The sequence below is a fragment of the Noviherbaspirillum album genome, from assembly GCF_035916955.1.
GTDB classification, from domain to species: domain Bacteria; phylum Pseudomonadota; class Gammaproteobacteria; order Burkholderiales; family Burkholderiaceae_D; genus Noviherbaspirillum; species Noviherbaspirillum album.
The window spans coordinates 120,725-137,256 of the sequence record NZ_JAWIIV010000004.1; the positions used below are offsets into that span (position 1 = coordinate 120,725).

A 16,532-nucleotide genomic window follows, 5' to 3' on the forward strand; every position below is an offset into this window, starting at 1 on the left:
CGGGATTGTCAATTTGCCAGCACGGCGAATTGCCAGCCGAAGAACACGAGCAGTGCAATCGTAATCGTCAGCAGCTGGCGACCGGTGGCGGCGCACACCAGCACGGCGACGATGGCGGCGATCAGCTGCGGGTTGCGCCAGCTCAGCTCGAGCCCCTCGCCGTGCGGCGCCAGCACCATCGGCACGATGATGGCTGTGAGCACGGTGACCGGTACGAAGCCGAGCGCCTGCTGCAGCCACGGCGGAAATGCCACGCGTCCGCCGAGCACGAAGATCGTGGCCTTGATGGCCACCGTGACCGCCGCCATGCCGAGAATCATGAGCGTGTAATTCATGCCGCCTCCTCCCCGCCAGCCCGGGAAATGCGCGTCTGCCGGCGCGACATCAGCATGCCGACCGCCACCCCGATCAGCACGGCCGACATCAGTCCCAGCTTGTAGGGCAGGTCGCGCAGCAGGAAGGCGAAGGCGCCGGCCGCCAGCGCGGCGGCCAGGTGCGGCAGCCGGCCAAGCTGCGGCACGACGATTGCAATGAAGGTCGCCACCATTGCGAAGTCCAGGCCGAGCGACTGCAGCTGCGGAAACACCGCGCCGAACGACAGCCCCACCAGCGTCCAGGCCTGCCAGTTGCAGTACATCGCCATGCAGGAGCCGAGGAAATACCAGTGCCCGAGCGGCGCGCGCGGATGCCGGCTGTAATAGCCGTTCATCACGGCGAAGGTTTCATCGGTCAGGAAGAAGCCGAGCGTCCAGCGCCAGCGCGCCGGCAGGTGGGCGACATGCGGCAGCAGCGTGGCCGCATACAGCATGTGGCGCAGGTTGACGATGAAGGTGGTCAGCCAGATCACCAGCATGCCGGCATGTCCGGCGACCAGGCCGGTGGCGATGAACTGGCTGGAGCCGGCATAGACCGACAGCGACATCAGCTGCCCTTGCCAGGCGGCCAGCGGCCCGGCCGTGACCAGGGTGCCGAAGATGATGCCGAACGGCGCGGCGCCCACCAGCATCGGCAGCGTATCCCGCGCGCCGGCGCCGAAACTGGAAAAACGCGTGGTATGCGACATGGAAAATTCCTTTCAGCCGCGCATGGTAAAAAACCGGGATGCCGGCGGCTGCTTGCGCGGTGCTTGTGCCACCATTCGTGCCACCATTCATGCCACCTTGAGCGCGCGCATTTCGCGGCGTTCGAATGCGGCGGCTTCCTTGAGCAGCCATTGCTCGAACGCCAGCAGCTGCGGCGACTTCGCAACCTGGCTCGCGGTGGCGATGTAATAGGAAAATGGCCCCCGCGCGATGACATCGCATACCGGCATCAGCCGGCCGGCGGCAAGGTCTTCCGACACCAGCACGCTGCGGCCGATCGCGATACCCTGGCCGGCCATGGCCGCGCTCAGCATCAGGTTGCTGTCGCTATAGTTGGCGCCGTGCAGGAATTCCGCAGGGTCGATCCCGGCTTCGCTGCTCCAGGCATTCCATTCCATGTCGCAGTCGTCGCGCAGGATGCGGAAGCGCTTGAGGTTTTTCGGCGACGCCGGCAGGCGGCCCTTGTTGAAGGCCGGGCTGCAGACCGGGAACAGCCATTCATCCATCAGCTTGACGGCGTCGCATCCCTTCCAGCTGCCGATGCCGTAGCGGATGGCGATATCGGCCTCCCTGCGCTCGAGGTCCTTCAGATCCTGCGACGCCTGGATATGTACGGCCACGTCGGGCTGCAGCTTCTGGAACTTCCCCAGGCGGGGCAGCAGCCAGCGGTTGGCGAACGACTGCAGGGTGGTGACGGTGATCGACGGCGCGCGCTTGTGCTCCTCGATTTCCGTCAATGCCCGCCCGAGCTGGCGCAGCGCCGGCTGGATTCGCTTGAACAGAAGCGTGCCTTCCTTGGTCAGCAGCATCTGGCGGCCTTCGCGGGCGAACAACGCCACGCCGAGCGTGCCTTCAAGCGCCCGGATCTGCTGGCTGATTGCGCTGTGGGTGACATGCAGCTCATCCGCGGCCCGGGTATAGCTGCCGTGGCGCGCGGCGGATTCGAATACGTGCAGTGCGAGAAGAGGCGGTTTCATGATCGGTATGTAGAAACTTGCATATCGGCGGAAAAACTGTTCCTGGTGTTAGTTTTTCTAACAACTGGTGTGAATAAATGTCGTTCGCGAAGCGGGGACGTGCCGCCTACAATCAGGCGCAAGGCCATGCCATGTGAATCGGTCTGCCGTCTTCGATCTTATACGAAAACGGGAGGGCGGCAACAGGCAAAGACGCTGCAAACATGCTGCGAGAATGCGGCGAACATGCGGCTGCAAGGCCCGCTCCCCATCCACCACCGGCGACCGAACATGTCCACTGCCAACCTCTCGCGCCTGCTGCTGCTCGGCGCCATCTGGGGCACCAGCTTCATGCTGATGCGCATCGTTTCGCCCGCGCTGGGGCCGGTGCTGACTACCTTCCTGCGCGCGCTGCTGGCCGCCGTCGCACTGTATGTCTTTGCCCGCTCGCGCGGCATCCGCTTCGGCTGGCGCGAGAACGCGAAAACCTATCTCGTGATCGGGCTCTTCAACACCGCGATCCCGTTCGCATTGTTCGCCTGGTCGGCGCTGCACATTCCTTCCTCCTACATGGCCACCATGAATTCCCTGGCGCCCATCTTCACCGGCCTGTTCGGCTACCTGCTGCTATCGGAAAAACTGAGCGCCTCGCGCATGGCTTCGTGCGTGCTGGGCATGGCGGGCGTTGCGGTGCTGGTCGGCGTCGGGCCGAGCGAAGTCTCGCTTAACACCATACTCGGCGTGCTGGCCGGCATGGGGGCCGCTGCCTGCTACGGCTATGCGGCGACTTATACCCGGATGAAGGCGTCCGCCCTGCCCTCGCTGGCGACGGCGACCGGCAGCCAGCTGGCGGCGGCGCTCGTGCTGCTGCCGATCACGGCGCCGTCGATGCCGCAAGGAATGGCGGCGATGAATTGGAACGTGGCGCTGTCCGTGATTGTCCTCGGCGTGGTCTGCACCGGCATCGCCTATGCGATCTTCTTCCACCTGATTGCGGCGGAAGGCGCGAGCAAGGCGGTCACCGTCACTTTTCTGGTGCCGGCAACGGCGTCGCTGTGGGCATGGCTGTTCCTCGGCGAGCCGATCACGGCAGGCACCGTGGCGGGCATCGTCACCGTGTTGTGCGCGACCGCGCTGGCACTGGGGTTGTTCGGCAAGTGGAGGCAATGGAGGGCGGTGCGGCAAGCCTGACGTCACGTCACGACCTGGCCGGCGGCTGCATCGCAGCTGCCGCTTTCCATTTCATTCATCGGCGTCACGGGATTCACCGGCGAAGGCATGGAAAAAATGGAGTGAAGACGAGACGCCTTCACTCCAAACCTCAGGAGACACTGAGGAGAGACTGCTGCCGCGCCGCCATGAACCGGCGCGGCATGCGTTACCAATGCGGTTGCGGTGCAACCACGGCGGCAATGTATCAGTCCTCAGGCCGGAGAAAATCCGGAAAGTGGTGAATTCCTTCTAAGAAGATTCAGCGCCCCGGTGCGCCTCCGGATGGAGAGCCGTCGCTCCTGGGCGCTTCGTTCGGCGGAGTGCCGCCCAGCGGAGTGCCGCCCGGCGGAGCGGCGGCTTCGTTCTGCTTGCGTTGCGCCTCGGCAGCCATCGCGAACACCGAGGAACAGGCCGCTTTCAGTTCCTGCTCGAACATCGGCGCGAACATGGTTTTCTTCTTCGATTTCGCAAGGCGCGCCGACGGCGGCAGCAGGTAATCCCCCTTAGGGCTTTCCAGCCTTGCCCACTGCAGCGTGTTGCCTGCCCTCTTCAGTTCGGCCGGCACGCGCACCGGCGAGCGGCCGCTGACGACAGTCACCCGTGCGGCGGCGTCGCTGATGTCTCCGACCAGGGAAGGCGCGGCGCCTTCATCGATGCGTTCGGCGCCAGCGGTGGAAAACAGGTGGGTCCCGCACAGCTTGCCGTCCTGCTGATGCAGTTCCAGTACGAAGCTGGCGCACTTGCCGCTGTCGCGCTGCACATCCGGTGGGCAGAGTGAAGCAACCCATACGCCGCCGATGTCTTGCTCCGCCGCATGGACGCTGGGAAGCAGCGCGAGCATGACCAGCGATGTGAAAAGAAGCCTCATCCGAATCTCCCGTAAAGAATCTGTCGCAACCCCCAGATGTACCAGAGCGCCGCATTTCACTCTTGAGTGGCCGCAATGGCCCGCGGCAAGCATCCTGAGACTGCGCAGGAAACGCGTGCAATGGCTGTCTCAGGACAGGGCCAGATTGTCTTTCATGAAATCAAACAGCAGCTTTACCCGCTGCAGATGGCGCACGTCCGGATGCGCGAGCATCCATAGATCGGTTTCCAGTTCCGGCACCGGCCCTTCCAGCATGCGTACCGCCGGATTGTCCTTGAGCAGAAACAGCGGCGCCACGCCGGCGCCCATGCCCCATACCACGCAGCCCGTGATCGACAGCACGCTGTTGCAGCGGTAGCGCGGCACGACCTTCGGCAGGCGCTGGCGCCGCCACTTGACCGAGGGATGCTCTGCCAGCGATTCATCGAGCGCGATCCAGTCCATTCGTTCCAGGGGCGGCACCTCATCGAAACGCCGCAGATAGCTTTCCGAAGCATAGATGGCCGACTGCATCGTACCGAGGCGGCTGCCGACGAGATGCTCGGGCGGCTTGCGCGTGGCGCGGATGGCGACATCCGCATCGCGCTGGCTCAGGTTGGCCAGCGCATTGGTGGCGATCAGCTCCAGGTCGATGCCCGGATAGGCGGCGGTGAAACGCGGCAGCAGCGGCATCAGCAAGCCGTTGAGGATGGTGTCGGTGGTGGTGATGCGCAGCACGCCCGACGGCGCGCCGCCGCTCTTGAATGCCGCATCCCGCGCCTCATGCAGCTGCGACTCGATGCGCTCGGCATGGGCCGCGAGTTCGCGTCCCAGTTCGGTGGGCAGGTAGCCGTTTCGGCTGCGGTCGAACAGCAGTTCGCCCAAGTCCTTTTCCAGCCGCTTGATCGAGCGGAACACGGTCGAGGTATCCACCTTCAGCCGCTCGGCCGCGCCGCCGAGAGAGCGCCCGCGCACCAGAGCCAGAACCAGTTCGAGGTCGGCATAGCTGAGCTCAGTTTGCGTTTTTGCATAGATCGGTTTCATGAACGCCTATTTCCATTGTATCGGTGCAAACGTACATTAACACCACCGCAACCCGATTGGAAAGGAAATCCATCATGATCGATCAACGCCTCACCCCTTATGCCCCTTATGCAGCGACCCTGCTGCGCCTCTCGCTCGGCACCATGTGGATCACGCATGCGCTGCTCAAGCTGCTGGTATTTTCCATCGCCGGCTTCGAAGCCTTCCTTGCCAGCCACGGCATGCCGACCTTCATTGCCTGGCCGGTAGTGCTGCTCGAACTTGCCGGCGGCGCGCTGATCCTCGCCGGCTGGCATGGCCGCATCGCTTCGCTCCTGCTGCTGCCGATCATGGCCGGCGCGATGTCCGCGCACATCGGCAACGGCTGGGTCTTCAGCAATGCCAACGGCGGCTGGGAATATCCGCTGTTCCTGATCGCGATGTCGGTGGTGCACGGCTTGCTGGGCGACGGCGCGTTCGCACTGCGTCCGGCCGCAGCGGCGCTACCCGTGCGGCTGAAAACCGCCTGAACGATTCCCACACCCGGCGGCGCACGCCCGCGCCGCCCCGCCACCTCGCAGGAGAACAACATCATGGCACTTAGTCCCCTTACTCCCCCTACTTCCCCGACTCCCCTTACCCTTGTCAGCCACAAGCTCTGTCCCTACGTGCAGCGCGCCGTCATCGCGCTCAAGGAAAAGCAGGTCGACTACCAGCGCATCGACATCGACCTCGCCGCCAAGCCGAAATGGTTTCTCGCCCTCTCCCCGCTGGGCAAGACGCCGGTGCTGCGGGTCGATCATGAAGTCGTGTTCGAGTCGGCCGTCATCTGCGAATACCTGGAAGACACCGTCGGCCCAGCGCTGCATCCGGACGATCCGCTGCAGCGCGCCAGGCACCGCTCGTGGATTGAATTCGCATCGGCCACGCTGAACGCGATCTGGAGCTTCTACACCGCGCGGGACGAGTCCGCCTATGCCGCCGCCGCCTCGGTGCTGGCGGACCGCTTGCGCCAGGTCGACAAGGCGCTCGGCGCCGGGCCTTATTTTTCCGGCGAGCGCTTCAGCCTGGTCGATGCGGCCTTCGCGCCGGTGTTCCGGTATTTCGACGTGTTCGACGGCGTCAGCGGCATCGACTTCTTCGCCGATGCGCCCAGGCTGCAGGCTTGGCGGGCAATGCTGGCCCGGCGTCCTTCGGTGCGCTCGGCGGTATCGGAGGATTATGCGGCGCTGCTCGCCGAGTTCGTGATCCGCCAGGATGGCGTGCTCGGGCGCCGCCTGCTGGCCGCCGCGCCGGCGCTGCGCCCCTATTCCGCCGCCGCGTGAGGATGCAGGAAGCAGGTCGCCGCATGGTCGTTGACCATGCCGGTTGCCTGCATGTAGGCATAGATGATGGTGGAGCCGACGAACTTGAAGCCGCGCTTCGACATGTCCTTGGAGATGCGGTCCGACAGCGGCGTCCTGGCCGGCGTGTCGCCCTTGCCGCTCCAGGCATTGCGTATCGGCTTGCCATCGACAAAAGCCCACAGGTAAGGCGCAAGGCCGCCGGCCTCGTCGCGCAGCCGCAGATAGGCCTGGGCATTGGTGATGGCGGCCGCGACTTTCAGGCGGTTGCGGATGATGCCGGGATTGGCCAGCAGTTCGGCCACCTTGGCAGCGTCGTAGCGGGCGATCTTTTCCGGGTCCCAGCCATCGAAGGCGATGCGGTAGTTGTCGCGCTTGTTGAGCACGGTTTCCCAGCTCAGGCCGGCCTGCGCACCTTCGAGGTTGAGCATTTCGAACAGGCGGCGCTCGTCGTGGCAGGGTACGCCCCATTCCTCGTCGTGGTAGGCGAGATAGCGCGGATTGGCGGGGTTGGCCCAGAAGCACCGCTGCGGGGCCGGATTGACTGGAACGGACATGGGAGCAGGAAGAATGGCGGAAAAGCCGATTCTACTGCGGCCGCAAGCCATGCATCAATGCCGGAATCTCATCGAGGATTTCACGCGCGAGATAGCCGAGCGGACCATGCCGTCGGCACAGCCTTTCGCCGGCGCGCGCATGCAGTGCCACGCCCCAGATGCAGGCCTGCTCAAGCGGCGCGCCGCGCGCCATCAGGCCGGCGATGATGCCGGCGAGCGTGTCGCCGGAACCGGAAGTGGCAAGGCCCACGTTGCCGCCTTCATGACGCCAGAGCCTGCCGTCGGGCGCGGCGATGTGAGTGACGGCGCCCTTGAGCGCGACCACCGCATTCCAGCGCCGTGCCGCATCCAGCGCGGCCCTGACTGGGTCGTCGAGCACCTCCTGCTTGTCGGCGCCGGTCAGGTGCGCCATCTCGCCGGCATGCGGCGTCAGCAGCGCCGGGGATTCGAAGCGGCTGACGCACGCCGGCTTGCCCTCCTGCTTACGCACCACGCTCATCGCGCTGGCATCGAGCAGCAGCGGCCTGCCGTCGAGGTACGGCAGCAAGGCGGCGGTGAAATCGCAGACGGCCTCTTCGTTCTGCATGCCGGGGCCGACCAGCAACGCGCCGTAGCGTCCGATGATGCCGCCGATCCGGTCAGCCGCCGCCGCGCCTGCCAGGTCGCCGGACTTGGTTTCCGGCAGGCCGATCACGCGGGCCTCGGGAATCGCCTGGGCCAGCAGGGGCGCGACGCTTTCCGCGGTGGCGATCGCCAGCTTGCCGGCGCCGGCGCGCAGCACGCCGATGCCGGACAGGATGGCCGCTCCCGCGATCTCGCGCGAACCGGCGATCACCAGCACCTTGCCGCGCTCTTCCTTGTCGCCTTCCGCGGCGGGCATCGGCAGCGGCCATTGCCGCAGCATCGCATCGTCCACCAGCACGGGTTCGGCCCGCGTCGCGTCTTTCATCGGAGCTCCATCAGGATTCAGGATTTCGGCGCCGCCGGCACGTCCGGCTCGGCGGTGACCGGGGCGCCGGCTTCACGCAGCGGCGCCACGAAGTTGACCAGGCGCGGCACCAGCTTGCCGTTCTTGCCGCGCGAGGCATCGAATTCATACGAGGTCACGGAACAGTTCGGCACGTCGGCAACGCGGTCGATTTCCAGTATCTGGCGCTCGTCCATCCGTTCGACCAGGTAGCGGAAGCAGTTGACGATGACCTGGTGGCCGACGATGAGCACGCGCTCGCCGCGGTATTCGCGGCTGATGGTGTCGAGCACGCTGCGCAGCCGAAGGATGACGTCGCACCAGCTTTCGCCGCCGGGCGGGCGGAAATAGAACTTGCCGACATGGGTGCGCTGCTCGTGCAGCTCCGGGTATTTCTGCACGATGCCGAACTTGGTCAGGCGGTCGAGGATGCCGAATTCCTTTTCGCGCAGGCGTTCGTCGGTATTGAAGGTGATGTCGTCGATGTCGATGCCGGCCGACTGCAGCACGATCTCGGCGGTGTGGCGCGCCCGCACGTAGGACGATGACAGCACCACGCTGGGCCGCTGCTCCGCCGGCAGCTGGCCGAACCAGTGGCCGAGGGCATCGGCCTGCTGCTCCCCCAACGCCGACAGCGGGGTGTCGATGTCGCGGGTGGCGATGTCGATCAGCGGCAGGCCGGCGGCCTCGGCTTCATCGCGCGCGACATTGCCGGCGCTTTGTCCGTGTCGCACGATCCAGATTGTCTGCGGCCATTTCTGTTCCAGCATCTTGCATTCCTTTCACTCAAGGGAATGACAATTGCCTCCGCACGAAGTTTCGCGCGGCCGTTACCAAGCGTAACGGCACCGGGGCTGCATCAATAACTTGACCGTGTAGCTTGGCCGTGCCTCGGGCTCAGCCGAATTTTCTGACGGCATCGAGCGCGAGTCCGGCGCCGATGCTGCCGAAGAGATCGCCTTCGACGCGGGTGGCGTTCGGCAGCAATGCCGAAACATTCTGGCGCAGCAATTGCACGCCGCTGGAACCGCCGGTGAAGAACACGGTATCGATCTTTTCCGCGCCGACCCCGGCGTCGCGCAGCAGGCCGCCGAGCGTGCTGCCGATGCTGTCGACGAGATGTCCGATAGCTGCATCGAAGCTGGCGCGATGCACGACCAGGTGCAAGTCGGCGGCGAGCCGGTCCAGATGGAGCGAGGTGCGATCCGCACCCGACAGCGCGATCTTTCCTTCCTCCATTTTCAGCGCCAGCCAATGGCCGTCGCGCTGATCGATCAGTTTCAGAAGGCGCGCCAGCTTGTCGCGTTCACGCGCATCGCGATATACATCCTGCAATTCACGCCACACCTTTTGCGTATAGGCAAAGTTGATGGTGTGCCAGGTTGCAAGGTTGAAGTAATAGCTCGACGGCACTTCGTTGCCGTTATTCATGCGCGTACCGAGGCCGAGCAGCGGCATCGCGCAGGACAGGTTCAGGTACTTGTCGAAATCGGTGCCGCCCACATGCACGCCGGCGGTGGCAAGGATATCGTCGCGGCGGTCGCTGGCGCTGGCACGCTGCGGCGACAGGCGCACCAGCGAAAAATCGGATGTGCCGCCGCCGATATCGACGATCAGGACCAGTTCCTCCCGCGAAAGACGGGATTCGTAATCGAAGGCAGCGGCGATTGGTTCGTATTGAAAGGCAATGTCACGGAAGCCGGCACTGTGGCCAATCTCGCGCAGGGTGTCTTCCGCGAGCTGGTCGGCCTTGGCATCGTCATCGATGAAATGCACGGGGCGGCCGAATACCGCCTGCGTGAAGTCCCTGCCTGCGGCCTGTTCGCCGCGGGATTTCAATTCGCGCAGGAATTGCCCGAGCAGGTCGCGGAATGACAATGCGCGTCCCAGCACTTCGGTCTGGCTGTCGATCAGGCTGGTGCCGAGCAGGCTCTTGAGCGAGCGCATCAGGCGCCCTTCGTAACCGGCAAGATAATCGGTCAGCGCGGCTCGGCCGAAACTGACCGCATTGTCATCGGCATTGAAGAAAACGACGGAAGGAAGCGTGGGCTTGCCGTCTTCCAGCGCCAGCAGCGCGGGCTGTCCGGGGCGGTGGAAGCCGACGGTGGAATTGGATGTGCCGAAATCGACACCGCAGGCATTGGTCATGGCATGAACAGAGCTTGGCAGCATCTCCCGGCAATGCCGGAAAGATACTGTTCAGCCCTTATAAAAAGCCGACCATCATACGCCACAATCACGGGCCGGTGATGGCCGAAGTCGTGACCGGCGCCGGCGTCGCGGCGGTTGCCGTGGAGGCGCCTATGCCTTGTTCGTCGGTCCATACGACACGATCGTCGACCGCATACAGGCGGCATGGCTGGCTGCTGTTTTTCTGGCAGTCGGCCAACGCCTGCGCAACCGGATCGTCACCATCCTCGGCCCAGCTCCAGGCCCCGGTCGGCGAGACGGCAAAGGCGCGCGGCATGGGCTTGCTCAGGAAAGTCCTGTATTGCTCGCGCGCGCCGCCACGCAGGTAGGGAATCGCATCCACATTGTCGAGCGCTGCATACTCGGTTTTCGGAAACTTGTATTCATCGTTGATGACATACAGCGTCTCGGTCGGCATGCCGACTTCACTCAAGAATCTTTCCGTTTCCGGCCACCAGATCTTCACGCCGTCGCGGCTGCCGCTCATGCCATGCGCATCGCGCTTGAACGGACCGTAGGCGACGAGTTTCGCGCGGCCGCCTGCCTGCACATAGGCATCGCGCAGGCGCGCCGCCAGGGCCGGACCGAAGTGGTTGTCGTTCTCGCCATAGAACCACAGACTTGGCAGCACGGTCTTGGCGCCGTAGCTGGCGAATGCCTGCTCCAGCGATTGCTCCCAGCGGCAATCTCCGCCATGCATCTTGAGCCCGCCGGCGAAGTTGATCAAGCCCTTCACGCCCGGCGCGGCGCGCGTGCCGAAGGCCAGCGTGGTCAGGCCGCCGTAGGACTGGCCGGCCACCACGATATTCTCGTTGTCTGCCCAGCTCTGGGTACGCAGGTAGGCAAGCGTGCTGTCGAGATCTTCCGCCTGCAGCTGGCCGTGCGCAGTCATGTTGCAGCCGGGATCGGCATAGTCGCCGCTGGACTTGGAAAAGCCCTTGCGCATCGGGATCACGACCGCATAGCCGCGCTTGACGAATTCACGGCTGATGACCAGGAACCGGTCGCGGTTCTGGTTGCGGGGATTGCCGAGGGCCTTGCCGTGATTCATGATCAGCAAGGGAAACGGACCGTTGCCGAGCGGCTTGAAGATGGTAGTTTCCAGTTCCACCGTCTTGGCGCCGGACGTGGCGGGCACCATCACGACTTGTTCGTTGAGGGTGGTTTCGAGAACGACTGCGCGGGCTGCGGGAGAAAAGGCAAGAAAGCTGGTAGCGAGAGTGAGTGTGGCAAAAACCGTGGAGCGGAATGCGGAGAAAATGCGGGTCTTCTTCGCGGCGCGCTTCTCTAATAGTAGGTCAGACATATATCCATACACTTCGAAGGGCAAACACACCGGCTCGTCGTGCGAACCGCCGAATCCGCTGCGTCTCGTTGATGCGACGCAACGTTGCCCATTCTAAATACGGACTTTCCAAGCTTCAATATTCGTTTATGCAACTCCGAAACATTTTTTTACGCAAGTTTTGCAGAACGATAACAATGCGACTGCATTGGTTAAGATTGAGGCATCTCAAAAGGACAACTTCAGATGCGCCAAGACTGAAGCTGATGCCGCAATAACAAGCGGCAGAGCGTTTCCTGTCGGCGTCGCGCAACCTTTTGCAATGTCATAAGGTCAATAGCAGACACCCGTTTTATAAGGATGTCACCATGAAAGTTGATGTGTATAAGCGCCCTGAAACAGAAGGCAAGTATTCCTACCTCGCCGTACCTGAAGGACGGCCCATTCCGAATGAAGCCACCAACACCGATTGGGAAAGCGCCGAGACCAACGTGGATCTCGACGACGCGGGCAATGAACCGCTGCACGGCATCAGCGCGCAGGACGCCTATCAGCAGATCAGCGCGAAGGGATATGCGATCTCCAGCGTCAACAAGGTGAGGATCGGTCCCAACGTCTGAGGCAGGATGGGTTACCTGAATCGGCCAACATGCCGGGCGCCGTGATGCGCTCCGGCAAAGAAGGCTTGATGACCTGAAGTCGGGCGTCTGAAACCGGAAACCGGAAACCGGAAGCATCGGTGCCCGTGTCATCGTCTCGCTAGTCCTGTCGCCCCGGCAGGACATTCAACATCAGCAATGACAAGCCCGCATGCCGGAGTCCGACTTCGGCATGCGCATCCGCATATCCCTTCATGCCACCGTGGTCACCGTGGTCCTGCAATGGCCTTACCGTGCTTGCGGCAGTATGCCGTCATGCAGGGCGCCTGCAGTCCATCCCTCCACCGGATCGAGCTGCGAGGGCAAGCCGAAGTTGGGCCGCTGCGCCGCCCATGCCGCCGCCACCGCGCACAGGACCGCATCGAGCCAGTCGGCGCTGCCGTCTTCAATCAGCTCGCGCCGCAAAGCCTTTTTCATCACAAGCCGTATGCCCAGGGGATGAGTGCCGTCTTCCAGCGATTGCACGATGTGCATGCGCGCGGCGCGGCGCTCGGGCGTCTGCTTGGCGCGCTCATCGCTCTTGTACGAGGCACGGGTGACCGCGCGCGCCACCAGGCCCGGATAGGCTTCCAGCGCAATGCGCCGGGGGTCGCCGGCATGCAGGCCGAATACCGTCACCCGCGCATCGAGCAGCCGGCGCGTGCCTTCGTGAAACATGTAGGCCACCGGCGGATTTACCCATTTCATTGAGGGGCTGGAACCGGCGGGACCGTCGGTGACGCGATGCGCGAACTTGTTGCCCACCGGGCGCGCATCGCAGAAAGCCTTGAAAGTGGCGCGCAATTGCGCGCGTTCCAGCGTTGCGCAGTGCGTCACGAGTGCGGCCCAGGTTTGCGGCCAGCCCAGATGCTCGACCAGTTCGCGCGACAGCCCGAATGGGAAGTCGAAACCACCGATCCAGGTTCCGGGCTGCGCCAGCCACGCTTCATAGGATGCCCAGCCAGGATGGGCATCGATGCCGTCGATGCGCAACACCTTGCCGTCGGCCGCGCCGAAGGCGACCGTGATCGGTTTGGCGCGCCGCGGCGCCGAGGTAAAGTCCACTCCAACGATTTGCATGCCGGCCAGTTTAACGAAAAACAAGTGATGTGAGAGTTGCATGAATTATCCAGCGGCAAAGTCACTCAAATCGAGACCAATGCATTGCGCTGCATTGCATCCCATATCAATAACGAAGAAAGAAGAGTCGGATGCGCACACCAGGTGCATCGCCGCCAGAACAGTTTCAGTCCGACCGGCCGATCGATTCGGGGGCGGATTGTCTGCCGCACAAGGCGTTGCGCATTGTCGCTGCGGCGACACGGCAAGGAACCGCAACGCAGCGCGGCGGGCACGGCGGCCGGCATCGAGCGCTCGGCCGGACTGAAAGCACCCTCAGCCTGATCGACCGGATGAGCCGGGCCGCTGCGCTGCTTTGCGTGCTTGCGCTTGCCGGCTGCGCGAGTCTGCCGGACGTCCGCTACCTGAGCAATCGCGACCTGGTTGGCAAGGCGCAGCCGACCATCGTCAGCGCCGGAGGCGAATTGCCCGACAAGCGCAAGCAGGCGCTGCTCGACGGCCTCGCGGCGAAGGCGGGTGACACCGATGTGCTGTCCAAGCATGTGGCGGCGGAGGAAGCGATCAGCGGACAGCCTCTGGTCGCCGGCAACAAGGTCACGCTGCTCGACGACGGTCCCGCGACCATGCGGGCGATGATCGGTGCGATCCGCGCCGCGCGCGACCATGTCAATCTCGAAACCTACATCTTCGAAGCCGACGAGATCGGGCGCGAACTCGCCGACCTGCTGATCGCCAAGCAGTCGGCCGGCGTGCGCGTCAACGTGATCTACGACAGCGTGGGCAGCCTCGCCACGCCGCGCGAGTTCTTCGACCGCATGCGCGCCGCCGGCGTCAGCGTGCTCGAATTCAATCCGGTCAATCCCATGGAGGCCAAGGGCAAGTGGGATATCAACCAGCGCGACCACCGCAAGCTGCTGGTGGTCGACGGCCGCATTGCATTCACCGGCGGCGTCAACATCAGCAAGGTGTACGGCAAGAGTTCCTTCCTCAAGAGCCGGCGTAGCGAGCCGCCGCCGAAGGATGCGATGGATGCCGCATGGCGCGATACCCACATGCAGGTCGAAGGGCCGGTGGTTGCCGATTTCCAGAAGCTGTTCCTCGATACCTGGCAACGCCAGACCGGCGGGCAGCCGCGGGAGGCGCGGTATTTTCCACCGCTGAAGGCGGAGGGAAAGTCTCTGGTGCGGGCCATCGGCAGCACGCCCGACCGCGCCGACTTCGCGGTGTACAAGACCTACATCTCGGCGCTCGCGCATGCGGACAAGTATGTGCACCTGACCACCGCCTACTTCGTGCCGGATCGGCAGATCATCGACGCCATGGTCAACGCCGCGCGCCGCGGCGTCGATGTGCGCATCATTTTTCCCAGTTTCACCGACGTCGGCATCCTGCTGTACGCAGGGCGCTCCTATTACGATGAACTGCTCAGGGCCGGCATCCGGGTTTATGAACGCAAGACCGCGATGCTGCATGCGAAGACGGCCGTCGTCGACGGCGTCTGGTCAACGATAGGATCGACCAACCTCGACATGCGCAGTTTCCTTCACAACGATGAAATCAATGCGGTGGTCCTGAGCACGGAATTCGCCGACCGCATGGATGCGCTGTTCCAGCGAGACCTGCAGGAATCCACCGAGATCACGCTCGATGCCTGGCGCAAGCGCGGCCTGCGCGACCGCCTGCGTGAAATGAGTACCCGCCTGCTCGAATACTGGCTGTAGACAGCCATACTCTGTCCGTCACGCTCCTGTCGCTGCCAGTCTCTGCAGCGTGTCTTGTTCCCTGTGGACATTGTCGACCGTTAATTGCCTGCATGCCCGCGAGGGTGCGAATGTATCAGCGTTGAACCAAATTATTCGATAGTTATCCATCGAGCAGTTGAATTATTAAAGAAAGCGCAATATGAGATTCTCGATGGAACGGCCGGCGCACCGTGCTTCCGCACGTGCGCTGGGAACGATTCTGGGCGCCGCATTGCTCGGCAGCTGCGGCGGCGGGGGCGGTGGAACATCGGCTGCATCGCCAGTGACGCCTAGCGCCGCGCCGGTTGCGCTGCAAGCAGCTGCCGCATCGGTGGTACAGCCGCTGGAAGTGCCTGCCGCACTGGCACAGGCACCATTCGATACGGCGAAAAACCTGACCATCCCGCCCGGCTTCGGCATCCGGGTCTGGGCCAGGGTGAACAAGGCGCGCTTCATGGCGCTGGCACCCAATGGCGATGTGCTGGTGTCGGTGCCGAGCGAAGGCAAGATCGTGCTGCTGCGGGAACGGGCGAACGATACGCCGCAAACCTTCGACTATGCGACCGGTTTGCGCAAACCGCACGACATGGTATTCCACGTCATCGGCAACACCACCTACCTGTATGTTGCCGAATCCAACCGCGTGACCCGCTCGGTCTATCAGGCCGGCGAAACCGGGACCGCCGCACGCGAAACCGTGGTAGCCGACCTGCCCGACAGCTCGCTGCCGGAGCTGGGCGGCAACTACGGGCATGAACTGAAGAACATCGCATTGTCGCCGGACAACAAGCTGTATGTATCGGTGGCATCGGCCTGCAACGCTTGCGCCGAGGACACGGTCAGCGATCCGGTGCGCGGAGCGATCTACCAGTATTCGGCGGATGGCAAGGAGCGAACGCTCTATGCGCGCGGATTGCGCAATGCGGAGGGACTGGCCTTCATTCCCGGCACCAGCACTCTGTGGATCACGGTTAACAACCGCGATGAAATACAGGTGCCGGTCAATGGCGACATCGACGGCGACGGCAGCAACGACCTGGGAAAGACGCTGCCCTCCTATGTGGACGAAAATCCGCCGGAACTGTTCACGTCGGTGCGCGCCGGCGCCAACTACGGCTGGCCTTTCTGCAATGCCGTGCCGAACGCCGCGATGAGCAATCTGGATGCGGTTCCCGACTACGATCTCAACCGCACCGGCGCGGCGCTCAATTGCGCTGCCATCGAGCGGTCGGCAAAAGGCATCCGGGCCCATTCCGCACCGCTCGGATTCAGCTTCCTGCACGCGAGCGCCGTACCGCCAGCCTATCGCTCCGGCGCCGCGGTGGCGCAGCATGGCTGCTGGAACTGCACCACCCTGCGCGCCGGCTACAAAGTGTCTTATTTCCCGTTCGATGCGGCGGGCAATGCCGGTGCCGAATACGATCTCGTTACCGGCTTCGTCACCGACCCGGTGGCAAAGTCGCTGTGGGGCCGCCCGGTCGACGTGATTCCCGATGCCAGGGGCAACCTGCTGATCTCGGACGATTACGCCAACGCCATTTACCAGATGTATCCGCGCTAGCTAGGGTGACTTGCCGCTTCCTGGCGGAGCGGCAAGGCGGTGGACCCGG

The 16,532-nt window shown here is 63.7% G+C and carries 17 protein-coding genes; 6 read left to right on the forward strand and 11 right to left on the reverse strand.

Annotated features, from left to right (window positions below):
- Positions 1-8: 8 nt before the first annotated feature.
- From RY831_RS06830 to gcvA, 3 genes are all read right to left on the reverse strand, one after another.
- Entirely contained in the window at positions 9-335 is a 327-nt protein-coding gene (locus tag RY831_RS06830) for an AzlD domain-containing protein (protein ID WP_326505569.1), read from the reverse strand.
- Positions 332-1,063 (reverse strand): AzlC family ABC transporter permease, encoded by a 732-nt coding sequence (locus RY831_RS06835; protein WP_326505570.1) that lies wholly within the window; start codon positions 1,061-1,063, stop codon positions 332-334. Before RY831_RS06835 ends, RY831_RS06830 begins: the two co-directional genes overlap by 4 nt.
- Positions 1,064-1,150: 87 nt before the next feature.
- Positions 1,151-2,059, reverse strand: a complete 909-nt coding sequence (gene gcvA / locus RY831_RS06840; RefSeq protein ID WP_326505571.1) for a transcriptional regulator GcvA — start codon at positions 2,057-2,059, stop codon at positions 1,151-1,153.
- A 270-nt stretch (positions 2,060-2,329) separates the two neighbouring features.
- Between gcvA and RY831_RS06845 the strand changes: the two genes are divergently transcribed.
- Entirely contained in the window at positions 2,330-3,229 is a 900-nt protein-coding gene (locus RY831_RS06845; RefSeq protein WP_326505572.1) for a DMT family transporter, read from the forward strand.
- A gap of 280 nt (positions 3,230-3,509) precedes the next feature.
- Here the strand turns inward: RY831_RS06845 and RY831_RS06850 are convergent, their stop codons facing one another.
- Positions 3,510-4,118 carry a hypothetical protein gene (locus RY831_RS06850; protein WP_326505573.1) on the reverse strand — a complete coding sequence of 203 codons (609 nt, stop codon included), beginning with the start codon at positions 4,116-4,118 and terminating at the stop codon, positions 3,510-3,512.
- A gap of 129 nt (positions 4,119-4,247) precedes the next feature.
- Entirely contained in the window at positions 4,248-5,141 is an 894-nt protein-coding gene (locus tag RY831_RS06855) for a LysR family transcriptional regulator (RefSeq protein WP_326505574.1), read from the reverse strand.
- A 74-nt stretch (positions 5,142-5,215) separates the two neighbouring features.
- Here RY831_RS06855 and RY831_RS06860 point away from each other — a divergent pair, with 74 nt between their 5' ends.
- Positions 5,216-5,650, forward strand: a complete 435-nt coding sequence (locus RY831_RS06860; protein ID WP_326505575.1) for a DoxX family protein — start codon at positions 5,216-5,218, stop codon at positions 5,648-5,650.
- Positions 5,651-5,713: 63 nt separating this feature from the next.
- On the forward strand, positions 5,714-6,445 hold the full coding sequence (locus tag RY831_RS06865; protein ID WP_326505576.1) for a glutathione S-transferase family protein: 732 nt from the start codon (positions 5,714-5,716) through the stop codon (positions 6,443-6,445).
- Here the strand turns inward: RY831_RS06865 and RY831_RS06870 are convergent.
- The 5 genes from RY831_RS06870 to RY831_RS06890 all read right to left on the reverse strand — a co-directional run bounded on the left by RY831_RS06870 (position 6,427) and on the right by RY831_RS06890 (position 11,483).
- The gene (locus RY831_RS06870; protein WP_326505577.1) at positions 6,427-7,020 is read right to left on the reverse strand and encodes a DNA-3-methyladenine glycosylase I; all 594 of its coding nucleotides are present in this window, start codon (positions 7,018-7,020) and stop codon (positions 6,427-6,429) included. The two genes, RY831_RS06865 and RY831_RS06870, sit on opposite strands and share 19 nt — an antisense overlap.
- 31 nt (positions 7,021-7,051) lie before the next feature.
- On the reverse strand, positions 7,052-7,969 hold the full coding sequence (locus tag RY831_RS06875) for an NAD(P)H-hydrate dehydratase (protein ID WP_326505578.1): 918 nt from the start codon (positions 7,967-7,969) through the stop codon (positions 7,052-7,054).
- Positions 7,970-7,986: 17 nt separating this feature from the next.
- Complete coding sequence (locus RY831_RS06880) at positions 7,987-8,757, reverse strand: histidine phosphatase family protein (RefSeq protein ID WP_326505579.1); 771 nt, start codon at positions 8,755-8,757, stop codon at positions 7,987-7,989.
- A 127-nt stretch (positions 8,758-8,884) separates the two neighbouring features.
- Positions 8,885-10,135, reverse strand: coding sequence for an Hsp70 family protein (locus tag RY831_RS06885; protein ID WP_326505580.1), 1,251 nt, complete (start codon positions 10,133-10,135; stop codon positions 8,885-8,887).
- An 88-nt stretch (positions 10,136-10,223) separates the two neighbouring features.
- On the reverse strand, positions 10,224-11,483 hold the full coding sequence (locus RY831_RS06890; protein WP_326505581.1) for a dienelactone hydrolase family protein: 1,260 nt from the start codon (positions 11,481-11,483) through the stop codon (positions 10,224-10,226).
- 347 nt (positions 11,484-11,830) lie between these two features.
- Here RY831_RS06890 and RY831_RS06895 point away from each other — a divergent pair, with 347 nt between their 5' ends.
- Positions 11,831-12,082: a DUF6139 family protein gene (locus RY831_RS06895; RefSeq protein ID WP_326505582.1), complete on the forward strand. Its 252-nt coding sequence runs from the start codon at positions 11,831-11,833 to the stop codon at positions 12,080-12,082.
- A gap of 267 nt (positions 12,083-12,349) precedes the next feature.
- Here the strand turns inward: RY831_RS06895 and RY831_RS06900 are convergent, their stop codons facing one another.
- Positions 12,350-13,222 carry a DUF429 domain-containing protein gene (locus tag RY831_RS06900; protein ID WP_326505583.1) on the reverse strand — a complete coding sequence of 291 codons (873 nt, stop codon included), beginning with the start codon at positions 13,220-13,222 and terminating at the stop codon, positions 12,350-12,352.
- A gap of 89 nt (positions 13,223-13,311) precedes the next feature.
- Between RY831_RS06900 and cls the strand changes: the two genes are divergently transcribed.
- On the forward strand, positions 13,312-14,901 hold the full coding sequence (gene cls / locus RY831_RS06905; protein ID WP_326505584.1) for a cardiolipin synthase: 1,590 nt from the start codon (positions 13,312-13,314) through the stop codon (positions 14,899-14,901).
- 181 nt (positions 14,902-15,082) lie between these two features.
- A complete protein-coding gene (locus tag RY831_RS06910) occupies positions 15,083-16,483 on the forward strand; it encodes a PQQ-dependent sugar dehydrogenase (RefSeq protein WP_326505585.1) in 1,401 nt (466 codons plus the stop codon).
- The last annotated feature ends 49 nt before the right edge of the window (positions 16,484-16,532 follow it).

Coding starts and splice junctions, on each gene's coding strand:
- RY831_RS06900 (WP_326505583.1), bottom strand. CDS start 13,222: ATGCAACTCTCACATCACTTGTTTTTCGTTAAACTGGCCGGCATGCAA.
- cls (WP_326505584.1), top strand. CDS start 13,312: ATGCGCACACCAGGTGCATCGCCGCCAGAACAGTTTCAGTCCGACCGG.
- RY831_RS06830 (WP_326505569.1), bottom strand. CDS start 335: ATGAATTACACGCTCATGATTCTCGGCATGGCGGCGGTCACGGTGGCC.
- RY831_RS06835 (WP_326505570.1), bottom strand. CDS start 1,063: ATGTCGCATACCACGCGTTTTTCCAGTTTCGGCGCCGGCGCGCGGGAT.
- RY831_RS06880 (WP_326505579.1), bottom strand. CDS start 8,757: ATGCTGGAACAGAAATGGCCGCAGACAATCTGGATCGTGCGACACGGA.
- gcvA (WP_326505571.1), bottom strand. CDS start 2,059: ATGAAACCGCCTCTTCTCGCACTGCACGTATTCGAATCCGCCGCGCGC.
- RY831_RS06870 (WP_326505577.1), bottom strand. CDS start 7,020: ATGTCCGTTCCAGTCAATCCGGCCCCGCAGCGGTGCTTCTGGGCCAAC.
- RY831_RS06845 (WP_326505572.1), top strand. CDS start 2,330: ATGTCCACTGCCAACCTCTCGCGCCTGCTGCTGCTCGGCGCCATCTGG.
- RY831_RS06865 (WP_326505576.1), top strand. CDS start 5,714: ATGGCACTTAGTCCCCTTACTCCCCCTACTTCCCCGACTCCCCTTACC.
- RY831_RS06855 (WP_326505574.1), bottom strand. CDS start 5,141: ATGAAACCGATCTATGCAAAAACGCAAACTGAGCTCAGCTATGCCGAC.
- RY831_RS06895 (WP_326505582.1), top strand. CDS start 11,831: ATGAAAGTTGATGTGTATAAGCGCCCTGAAACAGAAGGCAAGTATTCC.
- RY831_RS06875 (WP_326505578.1), bottom strand. CDS start 7,969: ATGAAAGACGCGACGCGGGCCGAACCCGTGCTGGTGGACGATGCGATG.
- RY831_RS06850 (WP_326505573.1), bottom strand. CDS start 4,118: ATGAGGCTTCTTTTCACATCGCTGGTCATGCTCGCGCTGCTTCCCAGC.
- RY831_RS06885 (WP_326505580.1), bottom strand. CDS start 10,135: ATGACCAATGCCTGCGGTGTCGATTTCGGCACATCCAATTCCACCGTC.
- RY831_RS06860 (WP_326505575.1), top strand. CDS start 5,216: ATGATCGATCAACGCCTCACCCCTTATGCCCCTTATGCAGCGACCCTG.
- RY831_RS06890 (WP_326505581.1), bottom strand. CDS start 11,483: ATGTCTGACCTACTATTAGAGAAGCGCGCCGCGAAGAAGACCCGCATT.
- RY831_RS06910 (WP_326505585.1), top strand. CDS start 15,083: ATGAGATTCTCGATGGAACGGCCGGCGCACCGTGCTTCCGCACGTGCG.